General features: G+C 61.4%; 10 protein-coding genes and 2 pseudogenes. 6 read left to right on the top strand and 6 right to left on the bottom strand.

Annotation, left to right across the window (positions count from 1 at the left end):
• A pseudogene (locus F6X40_RS39265) lies at nucleotides 1-222 on the bottom strand (energy transducer TonB); the annotation flags it as partial.
• Nucleotides 223-401: 179 nt separating this feature from the next.
• Between F6X40_RS39265 and F6X40_RS39270 the strand changes: the two are divergent.
• The gene (locus F6X40_RS39270) at nucleotides 402-1,517 is read left to right on the top strand and encodes a beta-propeller fold lactonase family protein (protein WP_222946291.1); all 1,116 of its coding nucleotides are present in this window, start codon (nucleotides 402-404) and stop codon (nucleotides 1,515-1,517) included.
• Here the strand turns inward: F6X40_RS39270 and F6X40_RS39275 are convergent.
• Together F6X40_RS39275 and F6X40_RS39280 are read right to left on the bottom strand one after the other, a co-directional pair.
• A complete protein-coding gene (locus F6X40_RS39275; protein WP_187631585.1) occupies nucleotides 1,477-1,836 on the bottom strand; it encodes a hypothetical protein in 360 nt (119 codons plus the stop codon). The genes F6X40_RS39270 and F6X40_RS39275 overlap by 41 nt on opposite strands.
• 469 nt (nucleotides 1,837-2,305) lie before the next feature.
• Nucleotides 2,306-2,968, bottom strand: coding sequence for a hypothetical protein (locus F6X40_RS39280; RefSeq protein WP_260336543.1), 663 nt, complete (start codon nucleotides 2,966-2,968; stop codon nucleotides 2,306-2,308).
• A 910-nt stretch (nucleotides 2,969-3,878) separates the two neighbouring features.
• Here F6X40_RS39280 and F6X40_RS39285 point away from each other — a divergent pair.
• From F6X40_RS39285 to F6X40_RS39305, 5 genes are all read left to right on the top strand, one after another.
• On the top strand, nucleotides 3,879-5,171 hold the full coding sequence (locus F6X40_RS39285) for an ATP citrate lyase citrate-binding domain-containing protein (protein WP_187631586.1): 1,293 nt from the start codon (nucleotides 3,879-3,881) through the stop codon (nucleotides 5,169-5,171).
• 41 nt (nucleotides 5,172-5,212) lie between these two features.
• On the top strand, nucleotides 5,213-7,918 hold the full coding sequence (locus F6X40_RS39290) for a CoA-binding protein (RefSeq protein WP_187631587.1): 2,706 nt from the start codon (nucleotides 5,213-5,215) through the stop codon (nucleotides 7,916-7,918).
• A 142-nt stretch (nucleotides 7,919-8,060) separates the two neighbouring features.
• A complete protein-coding gene (locus F6X40_RS39295) occupies nucleotides 8,061-9,386 on the top strand; it encodes a 2-hydroxycarboxylate transporter family protein (RefSeq protein ID WP_316251887.1) in 1,326 nt (441 codons plus the stop codon).
• A 90-nt stretch (nucleotides 9,387-9,476) separates the two neighbouring features.
• Complete coding sequence (locus F6X40_RS39300) at nucleotides 9,477-11,342, top strand: ATP-binding protein (protein ID WP_187631588.1); 1,866 nt, start codon at nucleotides 9,477-9,479, stop codon at nucleotides 11,340-11,342.
• Nucleotides 11,332-12,693: a sigma-54-dependent transcriptional regulator gene (locus F6X40_RS39305; protein WP_187631589.1), complete on the top strand. Its 1,362-nt coding sequence runs from the start codon at nucleotides 11,332-11,334 to the stop codon at nucleotides 12,691-12,693. Before F6X40_RS39300 ends, F6X40_RS39305 begins: the two co-directional genes overlap by 11 nt.
• 500 nt (nucleotides 12,694-13,193) lie before the next feature.
• On the opposite strand, the gene F6X40_RS39310 is transcribed toward F6X40_RS39305, so the two are convergent.
• The 3 genes and pseudogenes from F6X40_RS39310 to F6X40_RS39320 form a co-directional block, all read right to left on the bottom strand.
• Nucleotides 13,194-13,859: a DUF799 domain-containing protein gene (locus tag F6X40_RS39310; RefSeq protein WP_187631590.1), complete on the bottom strand. Its 666-nt coding sequence runs from the start codon at nucleotides 13,857-13,859 to the stop codon at nucleotides 13,194-13,196.
• 10 nt (nucleotides 13,860-13,869) lie between these two features.
• On the bottom strand, nucleotides 13,870-14,238 hold the full coding sequence (locus tag F6X40_RS39315; RefSeq protein WP_262421720.1) for a DUF4810 domain-containing protein: 369 nt from the start codon (nucleotides 14,236-14,238) through the stop codon (nucleotides 13,870-13,872).
• 68 nt (nucleotides 14,239-14,306) lie between these two features.
• Nucleotides 14,307-14,497 (bottom strand): annotated as a pseudogene (locus tag F6X40_RS39320) (curli production assembly protein CsgG); the annotation flags it as partial.

A 14,497-nucleotide genomic window follows, 5' to 3' on the forward strand; every position in this document is an offset into this window, starting at 1 on the left:
AGGTGAAACAACCGGAGCGGGAGGCTCGGGGCTCAGCAGCGACGCGGTGATCGTGCGCGGCTCGAGCGGACGCTCGACGATCCGGTTACGCGCGCTCAACGCGATGGCGAGCAGCCCCAGATGCGCGACGATCACGGCGCCCAGCACGATGGCCGCGCGACGGTAACCGGCCGCGGCATTCGTAGGACTTGCTGGGTTCACCATGGCAACTTGCAGCATCATCGCCACCTCCGCGTTCATTGTCCCCCGCCGACCCCGCTTTTCAAACCAGCGACGGCCGGCGCGAAGCAATTCGGGAAAATCTCCCGCCGATCCGCGTTGTCAAACAATCGCCCGGTGGGCTACCTTGAAACGATGACGCGAACCATCGCGGCGCCGCCATATCAACCCGGAGTACAACGATGCTGGAGACACGGATTTTCCCCCGACCACCACGCCGTTCCCTCGCGCCGGCCTGCGCGCTCGTGCTGGCCGCGAGCGCCGCGCATGCCGCGGCCGCGCCGCTCGCCTACGTGACGAGCGAGAAGGCCGGCGTCGGCGTGATAGATCTCGACCAGATGACGCTCACGCAGACCTTTCCGGTCGGCGCCGGTGGCCCGCGCGGCCTGAGCCTGAACGCCGACGGCACGCGTCTGCTGGTCGCCAACAAGAACACGAACGATCTCGCGGTGATCGACACCGCCACGGGCAAGGTCGTCCAGCGCGTGAAGATCGGCAAAAACCCTGAATATGTGCGGGTGCGCAACGGCTACGCGTACGTGACCTACGAGCCCGGCGAGGACGGCGGGCCGCCGGGAGCCAAACCCGACGCGAAGGGGGACAATAAGCCCGAAGCGAACGCGGGCAATAAGCCCGCCGCGGACGACGACGACGCGAACAAGCCGCCCGCCGAAATCGCGATCATCGATATGAAAAACTGGCACGTGATCCGTTCGGTCACGAGCGGCCACGAAACCGAAGGCATCGAATTCTCGCGCGACGGCCAGATGATGCTGGTCACCAACGAAGGCGACGATACGGTGTCGATCTATCACACACGAACCGGCGCGCCGATCCGAACCGTGAAGCTCGCTGCGGGCGGCCGGCCGCGCGGCATCCGGCTGTCGCCTGACGGCAAGCATTATGTTGTCACGCTGGAGTCGCTCAGCAAGTTCGTCGTGATCGACGCGCGCACGTTCGAGGTAGTCAAGACCGTCGACACCAAACTCGGGCCCTATGGCGTCGCGTTCGGTCCGAGCGGTCAGCGGCTCTTCGTGGCCGCCGCGCGCGACAAGGTGGTGCAGGTGTTCGACGGCCACACGTACGAACATGTCACCGATGTGCCGGTCGGCCAGCGCTGCTGGCATTTCAGCTTCACGCCGGACGGCTCGAAGCTGATGGTCGCGTGCGGTCGCTCCGACGCGGTCTACGTGCTCGACGCGAAAAGCTATCAGCCGCTCAAGCAGATCGGTGAGCTGCCGCTCGCGTGGGGCATCGTCACGTATCCGCACAGCGACGGCTCGATCGAATCGCATTGAGCGAGGCGGGCGAATGAGCTGTTATCGGGTTCTGCCATACCAGTACGTTCGCGCGCGGCACCGCCGCCGCGAGTGTCCGGTCGATGAACCAGAAGGTCACCGTCCCGCTAAAAATTTCCATGTCACTTGACGTCCAGATGAGATTCGTCGCATCCGCAAGCGATGCGTGCTGCGAGAATGCGATATAGACCGTGAGCGCCTTGTCGAGCGAATATAGCGCGAGTAACCAGAGCGTCACCACGGGCACCATAAGGTTCACGCCATCGAGCGGCGCGATACCAGGTGGACCGATGTTCGCAAGGGGTTTCGCCAGGTTCAAGCGTGTTGGCCCGATCGCTTCGATGCCTCCAGGCGTCGATGACCTCGGGAATGATGCCCAGCGCGCCGCCGCCGCATGCGCTGAGCATGGCGTCTATGGCTGATTGCATCACGTTCTCCTTACCTCGGACGCGACCGAACAAACCGACACTCGCGATACCATACTGCCTCCCTCCCGCTTGAGGGTATGCATATGGCACCACTACGTACAACTCTGCGTGGCATCGCCGATGTCACGAAAACGACCGCGATCATCCGAGCGGCCCAGCTTGCATATCAGGAGCAATACTGGCGTGCTCGGGCGGAACGTGGATGGAATGGGCGTTATATGTATAAGTCCATACGCGACCTGACAGTCACAGTCCGATCCGGCCGCCAGCGGCCATGTTCGAGGCAAGGGGCGGCAGCCGACCCACAAGGGACGTTAGCGTTGCTCTGAAGCAGCCCTTCACGCATGAACAACAGCAAAGTTACGGTCTCGCGATGAGTTGGTGGTGCGCCGTTACGCCAATTTCGCCGCGCTGCTTGCCGTGTGATTTTCCGTCGGAGTGATAGACCACGAGTACAGCGTTGTCGTGCGTCAGCGGCACTGGTGCGATCGTGGTCAGCGCCGCGTTGCCCTCGGCGTCTGCTACCAGGTCGTTGTCCTGACCGCTACCATCAAGCGGCGTGAAGCCGATCGGCTTCTCATTGAAGTGATTTTCGAAAAGGCTGTAGTGTCCGTTGGGCTTAAGACCAGAAAGCACGACAGTTACCTTCTCACGCCCGTCCGGCTGCGGCGTCAGGATCGCTTCCCCTCTGGCACCAAGCCAGGCGCCCAAGGTCAGATTCATCCGCTGGCCGGTAGCGGTCTTCAAAGGCAGCGTCGGCGTGTCAGCGATTAGCGCATTGCGAAGGCCAGCGCTTCGCTTAATCCCTTGCGGCCCGGTAGCGGCGGGGGCACCCGGTTGCTCGACGAAAACCTGTGGGTCCAATGGTGTCTTTTGCTGTGTCTCCCTAGAGAAGAACGCGGCATGAGTTTCAAACGGCAGCACTTTGGCTTCGTCGGCTGCATGCGCACCGAGCGCCGAGAGACCGACCGTTGCGATAAGAATCCTGATCGTGTGCGAGAGTTTCATATTTGTCGTTCGCATGTGTTCTCCGTTGTACTAGCACGAGGCTCGAGACGCCCAACGGCATTACCTGCCGAAGTCGTTGGCGTCGGTCAATCCGTCGCTTGCCAACACGAGGGTTCTCTGGGCTCGGCCAGCTTGCTGCCGAGATTGACAGCGATCTGGCCCATGATGTCGAACGTCTCAAACTGGCCGAACGCGGCCAACGGCGAACGCACCAGATCGACCCACTGCCGCCGCTGAACACCGGCGGGACTCGGCGGCAGCTTTCAAGTCCGACAACGGCCACTTGTCCTGCCGCATCGGACGGCAATTAACCGGCCTTCGCGGGCATTGGAGTCCGCTCGCATCCTGGTCAGTCGCGCAGTCGATTTATTTGCTGATTGTGGGAATGGCCTGACGGTAGCTTCGGCAAGAAGCACTGGTCACCGCGGACAGCTGGGAAATGCGCGCTGGCGACCGCGTCCCCGATGCCCGAATGCGACGTCAATTTTTCCACGCTCGGCTTTCTACGGCGGCTGAAGTCTCAGCCTGCACGGCCGGCGGATTCTGACTTTCGAGAATCGGTTCGTCTGCCAGTCATTTTCAGGTCAATGAAATCCATATAAATCAATAAGATACGCGACCTCCACGTCAGGCGATCGATGGCACGGGCCTTGCGTTGTTTAACGCATAGAGCATTGAACGCCATTAAAGCAGTCCACATAGGACTCACCTGCGGAGACGACATCCATGATTCGATTTATCCCCCCGCGCTCACGCGCGCGGCGCTACTAAGCCGCAACTCGACTTTTCCCACTCTGCCCTGGTCACCGACTGCCTCCCGCGGACGGCGGGACAGATGCGTCCGTCGATTGTTCGTCACTGTATCCGGCACGCCCGACGATGCCACCCCCCAGTCCATTCAGAAAGCAACCCACAAGGAGACGATATGCAAGTCACTGGTATGTTGTACGGCTCAAGACTGTTGAAATTCGGTGGTTTTCCCACTGCCGAAGTTCTCGGCCCTGACGCAAGCGAAGAGCAGATCAAAGCCCTGATCGATCGTCATGGCTCGGTATTCGTGAAGCCGATGTTCAAGGGTGGGATAGGCAAAAAGGGCAAGGCGGGACTCATCGGGCGAGCAAGCGACCTGAAAACCGCACTGAAGGAGAAGGAGCGCCTGTATTTCACCGAACATCGGCATGGAAATCAGACCGCCAAGGCTAATGGCGTGACCTTCGAAGGCGCCGTGCCGGCGCAGCACGAAGTGTATTTCTCGATCACTGATTCGACGCGCTTCAGGGCGCCCACGATGACACTCACGCATCACGGCGGCGTCGACATCGAAGAACTTGATCCGAGCATGATCGTGCACGTGCCGTTCGATCCGCTCACCGGACTGAAGGCGTTCGTCGTCGCGAACGCGCTGTCGCGCCTGAACGCGCCTAAGGAAATCATCTCGCCGCTGGTGCAACACCTGCCGAAACTGTGGGAGCTCTATCACAACTTCGGTATGACGACGCTAGAGCTAAACCCGATCCGCATGCAGGCCGGTCGCGATGGCCGGCTCACGCCAGTCGCGTGCGATTTCAAATGCGGCTTTGATCGCGACGACGTTCGCTGGCAGCGGCTCGACATACCCGCGCACGTGTTCTCGGTCGACTATTCCGATTTCGAATCAGAGATCAACCAGTTGCGGACCTACCAGGGTCAAAGCGACGTCTACGTGATCAACGAAGGCGGCACGATCCTCGCGCCGACTTTTGGCGGCGGGGCCAACTCGCTGGTGTCGGAGATCCTGGGCGACGACGCGATCATTTCCTCGGACTTCGGTGGGAATCCTCCCTACGAAAAGATGAAGGAAGTGGCTCGCATCTGTTTCAAGCACTGGCTGAAACAGACCAACGTGCTATTCATCATCGGCGGGAAGTCGAACAACACCGATATCTTCGAGACGCTGCGCGCAATGGCCGATGCGTTGCGCGAGCATTTCAGCAAGAACGGACCGACGCCGCTTTACGTGGTGATCGGGCGCGGCGGCCCTAATCTTGTACGCGGCATGGGTGCAATGCGTGATACGTGCGATGCGCTCGGCCTGCCCTACAGCATTTTCGGGTTCGATTCGGATATCAGCGAAGTCATCCAGTACGCGAAGGCGGCGGACGCGTGGATGAAAGCAGGCGGCCGCGAGCTGGTCTCCGCGACGCTCAGCAGTGCGCAAGGCGCGCCCGCCCAGGCCTGAACCGACATGACTTGAGCATCTAAACAATCTGGAGGAAGACCATGTACAGGCAAGGTGCAGGAGATTTCAAATACTACGTCGGCATCAGTTCGCTCGCGCAGGCCGCCTGCCGCGAGGACCGTGTGTGCGTGCTGAACATACTCGGGGGCGAGTCGCGGCAAGTCACGCCGGTGGGCCACGCGTATTCGGGAGGTAACGTGGTTTTCGGCACGTCGCCCGGACGCCGCGGACAGGTGCTGGAGACTTCGCTTGGCAATATCCCCGTGTACAACAGCGTGCTGGAAGGGCTGCAGGACGGCCATCGTTTCAACTGCGGCGTGATCTATTTGCCGCCATCCGCTGCGCGCGACGGTGTGGCCGAACTGATTCGCGTCAATCCAGAACTGAAGAAAATCTTCATCGTCACAGAGAAATTGTCCGTGCACGATTCGCGCGAAATACGTGCGATGGGGCAGCAAAACGGCATCGACATCTTCGGCGGCAATAGCCTCGGCATTGCCGATGCGTGGAACCGCGTGCGTATCGGCGGCGCACTCGGCGGCGATAGCCCCGACGAGGCACTCAGGAAAGGCTCGATCGCGATCTTCTCGAACTCGGGAAATTTCACGACAACGATCGCGACGTACCTGCGAATGGCCGGCTGGGGAACGACTACGCTGATGTCGAGCGGTAAGGACGTTTATATCCATTTCGCGGCGCCGGAGTTCGCGTTCGCGCTCGCCAATGATGCGCGCAGCAAGGCGGCCGTGCTGTACTCGGAGCCGGGCGGCTACTACGAACTCGAAGCGAATTTCAGCAAGCCGGTGGTCGCCTGCGTGGTCGGCCGCTGGAAGCAGAAACTGACGCGCGCGGTCGGCCATGCGGGAGCATTGGCCGGCGGCAACGACGACGCTGCATCAAAAGAGCGCTGGTTCATGGAGAAGTTTGGCGTCGATCGACCGTTCACACCGGACGATCCGGTGTGCAGCGCAAAAGGCGCGCTCGTAACCAATATCGCCCACATTCCGGCGGCTCTGACGGCGGTGATGCATGAAAACGGTGCGCGGCCGGACTTCGCGCCAGAAGGCAGTCTCGCGCTCAAGCCATGGTTTCGCTCGTCAATAGGAATTGCATTGCCGCCCGAGCTCGACCTGCCGGTTGTCACAGCGTTGCCGCCGTATGACGCACAGATCGCCGCGCTGAACCAGCAGGTCGGCATCGTGTTGCCCCGCCAGAATATGAAGGACGCTTCGGGCGCATCGCAGATGGACCCGGACACGCAGGTGACGAGTCTGCACGGCGTGCCGGTGCTACAGGCCGCGCAGTATTCGCTCGAGGGCAACCTTTGCCTAGCGCTGTTGCATGAACCGGGGGGCACAAACGACGCGAAACTCGTCAGTGTTGCGGTCGGCGCCGAACTCAACCTGCATGGCGACGCGACGCTTGCGGCGGCGCAAGCCGCGCGCGACGCGGGCAACGCGCCGAATAGCGTCCTCGCGGCGGCGGCGAGCATTGTCGGGCCTCGTCGCGCGGACCGCGCGCGACGGGCTGCGCAAGCGTTCGTCGACCTCGGCACCGTGGCCGGCCTGCGTGATGCGCTCGACGAAGACTTCGAGTTGTCGTTGCTGCAGTCCGATGCCGAGACGCGCGCGTTGCTCACGTGTGAGGCGCCCGACGAAAAGGCCCAGGCGATGCTCGCAGGTCTGGCGAACCGAGAAGCGAAGTCCGTGTTCATCCGCTATTTACAGGGCCTCGACGGACACCCGAACGCCGATGCCGTGCTGGCTGCAATCACCACGACGCTCGCGTGGGGGCCGTTGATGCGCAAACGCGTATCGCGGATGACCGTCGAAAACCTGCCATGGTGGATGCGCCTGTTCGGAACGCTGATCGGCGCGTCGGTCGACGCCGGACAACATGAAGCGGGACGCTTCTGCGGTATCGCGATGGACGAGGTGCTAGGACAGCGCTCGCTGACCGATGTTGCGTGCGCTGCGTTGATTGGGGGTAAGCCGGATGAAGCTGAGCTGTTTGGATTTCAGACACTCGTGGGCCTGCTGCTCACGAACGGACCGGGCGCGATCTCCGCGCAGGGCGCGAAGGGCGCGGTATCGGCGGACGGTCCCGAAACGCCGGAACGAGTCCAACTCAACAAAGCGATGGTCGGCTTTCTCACCCACGCGGGCTACGCGCATGGCGGCAATGGCTTCGAGGGAGTGGCGTTCCTGCTTGAGCGTTTCAAGGAGGTCGCGATGACCGATCCCGGTGATCCGGCGCACGGTCTCGACCTGAAAGCGATGGCTGCCGGCTTCGCACGTGCATATGGCGAGGAGCGGACACAACGCAAGGAGGTCGGCGCACAGCAAGCCACGGCACTGCCCTGCATCAACCATCCGGTGTTCAAGGGCAAGCCCATCAACGTCGATCCCCGTGAGGCGTTCGTGCGTCAACGCTTCGAGGCTCGGGGCGAGTACAACGTCTTTCACGACTACTACCGTGCGCTGGTGCAGGCGTTGTACGATGAAAACGTGACGCGCAACGTGTTCGCTGTCAACGTGGATGCAGTGATTGCCTCGGTGTTGCTGAAGATGCTGTGGGCGCGCCATCGGGCTGGCGAGTTCTCCAGTCAGGCGCTGGAGACCGCGGCCTTTACCGTGTTCCTGTATGGCCGGATGATCGGCTGCGCTGCGGAGGTTGACGACCACTTGAATCGCGGTCGCAACCTGGACACTCGCACACCTCAGGCAAACGTGCGATTCGTCGCGTGAGAGCCAAAAGCTGTATTACGATCGACTGATCAGTCCGAAGACCGGGCCGCATTCGACTGATTTATCGGAATGCAGCACCGGGCTTCAAACGCCGAGGAGACACGTCGTGCCAGTCACTCCACACACATCACAGCCGGTACCGGTGCCGGCGCCGCAACCCGAAATCAAGCCCCGATTCTGGCCTGAGGGCTGGTGGAAACTGATGGAATACCGGATCGGCATTATTCCGCTGCCGGTCTACGTTATCCTGCTCGCGCTGATCGCGGGTTTCGCGATCACCGGAAAGCTGCCCGGCGAGATATCAATGGCGATCGCCGTATTGGCCTTCTTCGGTTTCACCTGCGCGGAGATCGGCAAGCGCCTGCCGATCGTGCGCAATATCGGCGCGGCCGCGATCTTTGCGACCTTTATACCTTCCGCGCTGACCTACTACCACCTATTGCCCAAGCCAATCCTCACGCTTACCACGGATTTCACGAAATCGACCAACTTCCTGTACCTGTTTATTGCGTCGATCATCGTGGGCAGCATTCTGAGCATGGACCGGCGTGTGCTGATTCAAGGCTTCATCAAAATCTTCGTTCCGCTCGGGCTCGGCTCGGTCGCGGCGGGCATCGTCGGGACGCTGGTCGGCACGGCACTCGGGCTCGGCGCGCGCCATACGTTGTTCTATGTCGTGGTACCCATCATGGCGGGCGGCATCGGCGAAGGCGCGATACCTTTGTCGATCGGCTATTCCGAAATCCTTCATCTGCCGCAGGGCGAATTGTTCGCCCTGGTGCTGCCGCCCGTGATGCTTGGCAGTCTCACCGCGATCATCTTCGCGGGCGCGCTCGATATGGTCGGCAAACGCTTTCCGCATCTCACGGGGCAGGGGCGTTTGCAAGCCGGCGAGGTGGACCAGATGAACCCGGGGGAGGAAGAAATTCGCGGGCACGTCGACGTCTCCCACATCGCGGCGGCTGGAATCACTGCCATCACGCTGTACCTGCTCGGGCTGATGTGTCGCAACATGTTCGGGCTGCCCGCGCCGGTGGCCATGCTGTTTCTCGCGGTGCTGGTCAAGCTTGCCCGGGCGGTATCGCCGCCATTACAGGAAGGCGCGTTCGTCGTATATAAGTTTTTCTCGACGGCCGTGACCTATCCGCTGCTGTTCGCGATCGGCGTGGCGATGACGCCGTGGGACAAACTGATGGCTGCGTTCACGCTGGCGAACATCGTCACGATCGTCGCGACGGTGGCCACACTGATGGGGACCGGCTTCATGGTCGGGCGCATGTTGAAGATGTACCCTATCGACACAGCGATCGTGAACGCCTGTCACAGTGGGCAGGGCGGGACCGGCGACGTCGCCATCCTCACGGCGGCCAACCGCATGCAACTGATGCCGTTTGCGCAGATTGCCACCCGCATTGGCGGGGCGATTGTCGTCACGGTCACGTTGGTCGTTCTAGCGCGCATGGGATGATGAGTTGCTATTGGCAAGCGTCGGGACGCCGTTCCCCACGTCGGGATCGGCAGTCATTCTGCAATCGAGCGCCGCGGGGCGACCTTGGGCATGAAAATAAGCGGTATTCCGTTGTGGGGATGGATGGCCGCCGCCGCGCTTTACGTCGGTGTGGCTGCCGCCGCGGTCGAGTTTGCGTGGGACCGTTCGATCGATGCGCTTGTGGAGATCGGCGCACACCGGCTCGACCTGTATGCTGCCAGCCTCGGGAGCGAGCTCGGACGCTACGAGATGATGCCTTCGATCGTCGCGAGGCAGGAAAGCGTGCGCGCGTTGTTGAGTGCAATGCCCCACCCACCGGCCGGACTTCTACAGACGGTCAATACCTATCTTGACGCAGTGAATCGCGAGGCCGGCAGCGTTGCCGTAGACGTGATCGACCGGCACGGCCTGGTCGTCGCCGCGAGCAACTGGAATCGGCCAGAAAGTTTCGTCGGCACCAACGTGTCTTATCGGCCGTATTTCCAGGACGCGCTCGCACATGGATCGGGCCGGTTCTTCGGTATCGGCACGAACACCGGCATGCCTGGCCTCTATTTCGCGAGCGCGGTGCGAGAGGATGGCGGGCCGATCGGGGCCACGGCCGTCAAGGTCAGCGTAGACGCGCTTGAATCCGCGTGGAGAGTGCCGGGCGTCGCGGCGATGGTGATCGATAGTAACGGCGTGATTGTCATTTCCACGGTTCCGGCGTGGAAGTTCACGTCGCTTAGACCGATAACGGCACAGCAGCAACGCCAGATCCAGGCATCGCGGCAATATGCCGGCCGTAGCGTAGAAGCGCTGCCGCACCGGCGTCTCGGTGACTGGGACACTTCGGCGTGGTTTGCACGCTTTCCCGACTGGGGTCGCCCAGGCCACGAGCGGCGATATCTGGCAATGTCGCGAACCGCGCCCCAGGCCGGCGATTCGATCATGATTCTGCTCGACGTGTCCAGCGCGCGGCGCCAGCAACAAATCGCGCTTGCGTTCGTCACGGGGGGCTTCCTCATCATCGGACTGTATTGCCTCTATGCGATCCAGCGCCGCCGCGCCATAGCGGAAAAACTCAGGGCACAGGACGCGCTGCGCCGCGCCAATGATCGGCTGGAGATCACGGTTCGCGAGCGCACGGCGGCACTGACGCAGGCCAATGAAAGGATGCGGGAGGAGATTGTCGAGCGCACACGCACCGAGCAGCTACTGCGGGATTCCCAGCAAGAGGTCGTGCATGCGGGCAAGCTCGCGGTGCTCGGACAAATGGCGGCCGGTCTGACGCATGAACTGAACCAGCCGCTCGTTGCCATCAAAACGCTCTGCGACAATGCACGGACGTTTTTCGAACGCAATCAGCCTGCGCCTGCCATCGGAAACCTCGAACGAATTTCGCGGCTCGTCGACAGCATGGCGATACTCACAAGCGAACTCAAGACCTTCGCCCGCAAGCCTGAATTCGAACGTGTCGCGGTGTCACTGAACGAAGCGGTCGCGCATGCGGTGCTGATCTACGAAGCACGGATTCGCGATGAGCAGGTGCAACTCGATGTCCTGATCCCGGCCGGCACGACGATATGCGCAGAGCCGAGCCAGTTGCAGCAGGTGATCGTCAACCTGCTCGGCAATGCGCTGGATGCCGTCGCGGATCAGGATAAGCGCGTGATCGCGATCGAAGCTTCCAGAACCGAACGGCCGAGCCGTGTGCGGTTCACCGTCAGCGACAGTGGCGCGGGCATCGCGCCGGAGGTTCTGGCGCATCTATTCGAACCATTCGTGACGACGAAGCCGCGAGGCCGCGGCCTGGGTCTCGGGCTCGCGATTACCTCGCGTCTTGTGGACGGCTTTGGGGCGCGAATCTCCGCTGCAAACCGACCCAACGGCGGCGCACAATTCACTATTGAATTCTCCGTGGCGACGGAGCAGGAGGCAGCCAATGGGCGATGAGATTAGCGTTGTCGTGGTCGAAGACGATGAGAACGTGCGTCTCGGCGTCGAGCAGGCGGTTGCTTTGGCTGGCTTTCCAGTGCGGGCGTATGAGTCGGCGGCCGCGGCGCTGGCGGAGGTCGCACCGGGTGCACCGGTGGTGATCGTGTCCGATGTACGGATGCCGGGCATCGACGGTCTGAAATTGCTCGAACGTGTCCTTGCGATCGATCCACAGATCCCTGTTGTACTGATCAGCGGGCACGCGGACATCGCGACAGCGGTGGGGGCGATGCGAACGGGCGCCTATGATTTCATCGAGAAGCCTTTTTCGTCGGACCACATCGCGAGTCGTGTAACACGCGCTGTCGAGAAGCGCCGTTTGACGCTCGAAGTGCAGGGTTTGCGCGCGGCGCTGCACAGCTGGCGGGGAATAGAGGCGCTTGTGCTCGGCAAGTCGCCCGCGATCGTCGAGGTTCGACGGAAAATCCTGCGGCTGGCGGATACCTCAGTGTCGGTGCTGATTACCGGCGAGACGGGCACGGGCAAGGAACTGATCGCCCGTGGACTGCACGATTTCAGTGGGCGCCGCGATCGTCATTTCGTTGCGCTCAACTGTGGCGGCTTACCGGAGCAGCTATTCGAGAGTGAGCTATTCGGTCATGAGGCCGGTGCGTTCACGGGTGCAATCAAGAACCGCATCGGCAAGATCGAATGGGCCACCGGCGGCACGCTCTTTCTGGACGAGATCGAAACCATGCCGATCGCATTGCAGATCAAGATGCTGCGGGTATTGCAGGAACGCCAGATTGAGCGACTGGGCTCGAACGAGGCGATAGCTGTCGATTGCCGGATCGTGGCGGCATCGAAGGCAGATCTCGTCGAACTTGCGACAGACGGACGTTTCCGCGCTGACCTGCTGTATCGGTTGAACGTCGCGCTGATCGATTTACCCCCTCTGCGCGAACGTCGAGAAGACATACCGCTGCTATTCGAGCATTTCGTACTCGCTGCCGCACTTCGTTTTGGGCTGTCGGCTCCGATTGTGTCTGCATCCCAGGTCTCGGAGCTAATGACGCATCAGTGGCCGGGCAATGTGCGGGAATTACAGAACGTCGCGGATCGCTTTGTCCTTGGGCTCGATGGCGACCGCCTGCTGCCGGCCGCCGGGCAGCGGATTAAAACCGGAACGCTTGCGGAGCAACTTGCCCATTTCGAACACATGCTGATCGCGGATATGCTGCGGCGGCACAACGGGAATATCGCCGAGGCCAGCGCTGAACTGGGAATGCCGAAAAAGACGCTCTATCACAAGGTGCGTCAACTGAAGTTTCCGGGCGCAGACGAGCAAAGCGAAGGACTCGACGCTTGAGGGAGCGCCCCGATCATGCAGCGCTCAATATCGCGAATCGTGGCTGCTTCCTGGGTGGAACGGACGTGTGAATGTCCGAGTAACGACGCGAACGAATGACGGTTGATGGCCGCACTGAGACCAGCGATCTGACATCGTCTGTCTGACCAAGTCCTATTTTCTACGCAGCAACTGACTACCCGGCAACGGCGATGTCGCAGCCGAATGGACAAACCGGCACAGCCGGTCGCACGATTCGATATAACGATATTTCGGCACACTGCCAGGCACCTCGTCGTAACGCGACGCGACCTGTCCGACAGTGACGGTTTGTTCCGTCGACACCTGCCAGCCATGCCCCTGTGCGGCAGCGGAGATACTGCTGTCCAGCACGGTCTCCGCTTCGCGAAAAAGCGCGACGTCTGGCTTTTGCGTCAGGAATACAAATGCGGTGCCGTCGACAACCCAGTACCGTACGAGCCATCTGCCGCCACAGCCCGTCCCTGCTGATCGAGGATTGTTCAATCAGTGCCGTATTGAGGTGACCGTGGCCCGTAAAGCAGCCCGTTCGGCGGCCCGGCATGCAGAAGCCGATAGCTCGTCACTCCGGCAATATCGTGCCCCCTGTCCGTCAGCGAATTCGCAACCTGCTTGATCGCTGCCATGACCAGCATGCCGATCAGGCCACCGCCAGCATTGTTGTTGCCCTCATTGCTGTTGGCGCTCGCACTACCCTGCCATAGCACGTCACCGGTCTTGAGATCGACCAGCCTGGCGGACGCCGTTACTACTGTTGCACTGTCGACGACGTGGTACACGGAGCCGTACTGTGTGATCTTCGAATACAGGGCCGTGTCGGCACCGAAGATTTCGCGCAGCTTCGCGGGCGAGGTCGCTTCGATCTCGGCCGCCATCGTCAGGCCGTTCTGCCTGAACGTTTCGTCCATCACCGCTACCGGTACCACGTAGTAGCCGGATTCGGCGAGCGGCATCGTCATCTGCGAGAGCATGCTGTTGGTCGCCTGAACGTCCGCCGTTTCATTGGTCGGCGGCAGCACCAGGATCGAGCGCGGCCGGCTGTTCTTGAATGCCGTGTAGACGGCGTGCTTCACAGGTTGCGCGCACGCGGACAGCAGTGCAACAGTCGATAGCGCAAACCAGAGTTTGAAGGAAAGGATCTTGGACATGGCGGCTCGCTCAGGGCTGTTTCGGTTTCTTCATCAGGAAGTCCATGTAGGTCGAGGACTCCGGAAACAGCTGCTTCTCGGACTCGAACTCCTGCATGGCCTCGGTGTCGTTCCCGACACTCGCGTACAGCATGCCCAGTTGCGCATGAAATCCCGGCGGCGGCATGTGCCCCTTGCCGCTGATGTCCTGGAGGGCCTTTTCCAGCGCATCGATCTGCTCCTGCGGAGCCTTTTCTCCCTTGAGATAGTCGTACACGGCCGGCTGGTAGCCGGTCCACTGGTAAAGAGGCTGGGGGCGGTTCGCCGCGCATCCCGTGAGGAGTATGGCTGTCGCCATTACTGGCAGACAGATTCCCCGCATCATGCGGCTATGTTTCATGGTGAATCGCGTCATTATGTTTATTGCAGCTACGGTTGAAAGTGGGTGGCCGCAATGGTCCGGCGCACTTACTGTGCGGCCTTCAGCGTGCCTGCATCGACCTGCTCGACCAGGTGATTGACGGCCTCCTGAATCGCCAGATCGAGCACCTTGCCGTTCAGTGTCGAGTCGTAGCCGGCGGTGCCCCCAAAGCCGATGACTTCACGGTTCGAAAGGCTGAACTCGCCCGCCCCCTGGCTCGACGCTACGACTTCCGATG

Origin of the sequence: Paraburkholderia sp. UCT31, from assembly GCF_014397655.1 — a bacterium.
Lineage (GTDB): Bacteria > Pseudomonadota > Gammaproteobacteria > Burkholderiales > Burkholderiaceae > Paraburkholderia > Paraburkholderia tuberum.

Bases quoted from the DNA above. Each gene is read 5' to 3' on its own strand.
- F6X40_RS39285 (WP_187631586.1), top strand. From the start codon at position 3,879: ATGCAAGTCACTGGTATGTTGTACGGCTCAAGACTGTTGAAATTCGGT.
- F6X40_RS39270 (WP_222946291.1), top strand. From the start codon at position 402: ATGCTGGAGACACGGATTTTCCCCCGACCACCACGCCGTTCCCTCGCG.
- F6X40_RS39300 (WP_187631588.1), top strand. From the start codon at position 9,477: ATGAAAATAAGCGGTATTCCGTTGTGGGGATGGATGGCCGCCGCCGCG.
- F6X40_RS39305 (WP_187631589.1), top strand. From the start codon at position 11,332: ATGGGCGATGAGATTAGCGTTGTCGTGGTCGAAGACGATGAGAACGTG.
- F6X40_RS39310 (WP_187631590.1), bottom strand. From the start codon at position 13,859: ATGTCCAAGATCCTTTCCTTCAAACTCTGGTTTGCGCTATCGACTGTT.
- F6X40_RS39280 (WP_260336543.1), bottom strand. From the start codon at position 2,968: ATGCGAACGACAAATATGAAACTCTCGCACACGATCAGGATTCTTATC.
- F6X40_RS39315 (WP_262421720.1), bottom strand. From the start codon at position 14,238: ATGAAACATAGCCGCATGATGCGGGGAATCTGTCTGCCAGTAATGGCG.
- F6X40_RS39290 (WP_187631587.1), top strand. From the start codon at position 5,213: ATGTACAGGCAAGGTGCAGGAGATTTCAAATACTACGTCGGCATCAGT.